Origin of the sequence: Microcystis sp. LEGE 08355 (assembly GCF_015207185.1) — a bacterium.
Lineage (GTDB): Bacteria > Cyanobacteriota > Cyanobacteriia > Cyanobacteriales > Microcystaceae > Microcystis > Microcystis panniformis.
The window spans coordinates 1-4141 of sequence record NZ_JADEXI010000418.1 but is presented as its reverse complement, the minus strand read 5'-3'; the positions used below and the strand labels follow the sequence as shown (position 1 = coordinate 4141).

The window sequence follows — 4141 nt, the reverse complement described above, 5'->3', positions numbered from 1 at the left end:
GGTGTGGGGAGTTTTCTCAGTGAACTGATAACTGATAACTGACTCCTGAATCCTCAATCCTGAATGAAGATTGTTGATTTTTGCAGGAGGTCTAATCAAGGAACCGAGGTTATTTGGTAAGCTAAAACGGTAATCTTGACCCCCGAATGCCCGTGCTGATCAGTGTTGTCATCCCTACCTACAATCGCCAAGCAATCTTAAAAAAATGTTTACTAGCCCTAGAAAATCAGCGTTTAACCGATAATAAGGTGGAAAACTACGAAATAGTCCTTGTCGATGATGGCTCTACCGATGCGACGATCGCTTGGCTAGAAAGTCACAAAGCAAATTTACCCCATCTGCAACTGTGGCAACAGGATCACGGCGGACCGGCGCTCGCTAGGAATCTGGGGGTAGAAAAAGCTCGTGGTGATACAATTATTTTTATCGATAGCGATCTGGTAGTGACAGAAAATTTTTTGCAAGCCCATGCCGACGCTTTAACTGCTGGAGCAGCCAGTCTCGGCAGCGATCGCTTATTTACCTACGGCAGCGTCATTAATACCTGTAACTTCGAGCATCCCACCAGTGAACCCTATAAAATCACCGATTTCTCCGCCGCCTATTTTGCCACGGGCAACGTGGCGATCGCTAAAAAATGGTTATTAGCGGCGGGATTATTTGATACCCAGTTTCAACTCTACGGTTGGGAAGACTTGGAATTAGGGGTGAGATTGAAGCAATTGGGACTAAAATTAATTAAATGTCCAGAAGCCGTCGGTTATCATTGGCATCCCCCCTTTAATCTCGCTCAAATTCCCAATCTCATCGATAAGGAAATTCAACGGGGACGAATGGGAGTGCTTTTTTATCAAAAACATCCCACCTGGGAAGTGCGGATGATGATTCAAATGACTTGGATTCATCGATTGTTGTGGGGTTTACTTTCCCTAGGAGGAACCCTGAATGAACGCAGCCTCTCCCCGCTGTTACAATGGTTAATCGATCGAGGTAAACCGCAATTAGCCCTAGAAATTGCCCGCATTTTTCTCAATTGGTACAACGTGCGCGGCGTTTATCAAGCTTATCGGGAAATGCAGCTTCAGTGAAATGTCTTGGCGAACACTGATGAAAGCGTTTCTCACAAAGACGAGGTGTCACTAACCCCGCCCTAAAACCAGAGACTTTGTACCTCACCATCGAGATAACTGCCCTAAGGGTGAACATTTGCCGATAAAAAACTGAATATTTGCTTTCTTTTTCTGATAATTGCTGCCACAATCAAAAGCAATCAGCATAAAGAGCGGCGGAAAACACTGACCACATTTGCCCCTTGTGAATTATCCTCTGAGATTGGGCATATTATAAAGTAAATTTTCCTAGAGGAGGAATCCCATAATGAATATCTTCGATATTTTAATCGGTTTTGTCGGTGGAGGTGCGATCGGGGGTGGGGCTTTATATGCCCTGCAAGAGGGAAAAATCAGGGAAGAACGGCAAAAATATCAGAAAATTCGGACGGCTTTAGGTGAAACCGAAGCGGAGTTAAAAGACAGCAAAGGACAGTTAAAACAACTCGCTCTCTCCGAAGAACGGATTCGCAATATCGAAGCCACCTATAGAGAAGAAGTGGCTAAATTGCAAAAAGAGTTAGAAGATAGCCAAGGACGTGTACAAGGGGCAGCCAGCGCCACTGCCGCTCAAGCCGTGGAAGTCGCCGATAAAACCCAAATTCAGCCACTTCAAGAGGAATACGAAGCTAAAATCGAGGAATTGCGCCAAAGCTATCAAAGTCAAATACAAGAGATCATAGACGGGAAGCAAGGGGAAATGGAAGCCCTGCGTCAAAGTCAACAGGAGCAGATTCTAGAATTAGAAAAGGGCTATCAGTCGCAAATTCAACAACTAGAACAGGGTTATCAAAGCCAACTGTTAGAATTACAAAACGCCCGCCAAACGGTAGTGGATGATCGAACCACTGAAATCGTCGAACCCTGGGATGATTTCCCCGATAGCCCCAGTGCCGAAGAAATAAATCCTTTTGATGGTTTTATCACCGAAGAAAACCTAGTATTGGAAACAGAATTTGCCACTGAAACGCCCCTAGAAACGCCGGTTTCCGAATCAGAATTCAGCAGTGAGATGAATCCTTTTGATGGTTTTATCACCGAAGAAAACCTAGTATTGGAAACAGAATTTGCCCCCGAAACACCCCTAGAAACCTCCGTTTTCGAGGAGACATTTGACGGTTTAAACAGCCCAGAAGAAACCTTAGTTTCTCCAGAAATGACTGAGAGCGAAGATTTTCCCGTCATGGCAGAACCAGCAATCTCTGACTGGGAGATGTCCGCTGCTGAGATAGAATTTCTCAATAGTTTAACATTAGAGGAAGAAACGAGAACTATCGGTAGCCTAGAAGAATTATCGGGTAATTACGGTCAGATTCAAGAAACCGTTAGCAGTGACACCAGTTTCTCTGATTTATTAGCCACCGATGCCGAAAAATTCGCTGATAACCAAAATTTTCTCGATGACTTATTTGCTGATACCGATGACAGCAATAACCCCGAATTATTCGATTATTTTGCGGAAGAAACCCCTACAGTTGCATCTAACCGCCAAAATGTTGCTTCTGTTGCGAGTGACCAAGAAGAACTAGATTTCTTCAGTATGTTGGATAATGAAGAAATGGCTAATCTAGAATCCTTACCTTCTGACGAAGAACTGCCCCTTGATGATCTATTTAGCGATGATTTATTCTCGGATGGGGACAATAGCAAAACCACGAGGCTAGAATCTCATCAGTAGGCAGATTGCCCGCCATCAAGGCAGAAGACAGAATTTCTTCCCCACCCGATTTCTGGCTTCTGACTTTCTTAACTGCGCCATCAGATGGGAGTTTTCCCCCTGTCCCCCTAGGGCTGATTCATTCTCCGAATCTAATTCTTTTTTTGCTACCTTTAATCGCTTATGAGGTAAGCAAAGCACGACGTTTTTAAAAATTTTCAGCTATGTATTTCCGAGAAATCGACTAAAAACGTTGCCAGATAAGGACTTGAGAGAATGACATTTGAGAGAATGAAACGACCCCACCTGTCCCCCGATTCCCTTACCATAACGTGGAAAAAAAATCTACATCAAAAGTAGTGGACATTGGCAAAAAAAAAAAATATGATATGGGAGGGTACGTTGTACCCTTTTGACTGTCCCTAGCCTTTTAAGGAGATTTTCCCGTGAAACTCACTATCAAAACCCTTGTTTTATCCACTACCACTTTCGGCTTAATGTGGGGTGTGGCACAAAAGGCCCAAGCTGCTACTCTAATTCCTGGAGTCACTGCCTCAACGAACATATCAACACAATGGAGTCTAAACAATGCCGTCAACGGCCAAGGGCTGCCCGGTAACACTCCGAGTCTTACGGGAGATCACGGGGAGTCGCTGATTGGTAATTCTTGGCGGTCAGGTATTTTAACTAACACGCAGGGCACCACAATTCCCTCAGGTACTATCACTTTTAATCTCAATGGTAGCTATAATCTATCTGGGTTTACTTTCTGGAACCTTGGCGGTGGTAGTGCCGAGCTTACCCGTCAGGGAATTAAAAGTGTGACGATTGAATACTCCAACAACGGTGGAACAACTTGGAGTACCCTGAGTGGCGCTCCTATGTCCTTTACGCAAGGAACTTTTGGTTTCCCAGGTACCAATCAGACCCCACAGTCGTTCAGTTTTGCCTCAGTCGCTGCGACTAATGTTAGATTTACTAATCTGAGTAACTTTGGGGGATTCGATAACCCCGGCGCGAACAATCGCATTGGCTTCTCAGAGATTCAGTTTGCAGCAACCAAAGTTCCCGAACCTTCTTCCTTGCTTGCTCTGTTAGCCTTTGGTTTAGCGGGCGTGAGTTTGGGAAAAAGAATTTAACTTAGTCTCAGCATTCGTCCCTCGCTAGAAGTCCCTCGCTTTTAGGGATGGGATGAATGGCCAACATATAGACAATTCTCAAAAACCGATGCTCCGATAAACAGATCTTGACCACTATTCCTTAAGGGATAACCGAGCTTAGGCGAGTCGTAAGGTGAGATGCTCCCCGACGAGAAACCGAGAAATCCGGTTCTTCTCGACTTTGTGTGATAATTTTTACTTATGGAATCGTGAAG

3 protein-coding genes are annotated in these 4141 nt (G+C 44.6%); all 3 read left to right on the top strand.

Features of this window, described 5'->3' with window-relative positions; translation table 11 throughout:
- The first annotated feature begins 146 nt into the window (after window positions 1–146).
- The 3 genes from IQ242_RS18250 to IQ242_RS18240 all read left to right on the top strand — a co-directional run bounded on the left by IQ242_RS18250 (window position 147) and on the right by IQ242_RS18240 (window position 3905).
- Complete coding sequence (locus tag IQ242_RS18250) at window positions 147–1088, top strand: glycosyltransferase family 2 protein (protein ID WP_193960946.1); 942 nt, start codon at window positions 147–149, stop codon at window positions 1086–1088.
- Window positions 1089–1377: 289 nt separating this feature from the next.
- On the top strand, window positions 1378–2787 hold the full coding sequence (locus tag IQ242_RS18245; RefSeq protein WP_193960945.1) for a hypothetical protein: 1410 nt from the start codon (window positions 1378–1380) through the stop codon (window positions 2785–2787).
- A gap of 425 nt (window positions 2788–3212) precedes the next feature.
- Window positions 3213–3905, top strand: a complete 693-nt coding sequence (locus IQ242_RS18240) for a discoidin domain-containing protein (RefSeq protein WP_193960944.1) — start codon at window positions 3213–3215, stop codon at window positions 3903–3905.
- Window positions 3906–4141 lie beyond the last annotated feature (236 nt).

Excerpts from the sequence above, each read along its gene's own strand:
- IQ242_RS18245 (WP_193960945.1), top strand. The coding sequence starts at position 1,378 with ATGAATATCTTCGATATTTTAATCGGTTTTGTCGGTGGAGGTGCGATC.
- IQ242_RS18250 (WP_193960946.1), top strand. The coding sequence starts at position 147 with ATGCCCGTGCTGATCAGTGTTGTCATCCCTACCTACAATCGCCAAGCA.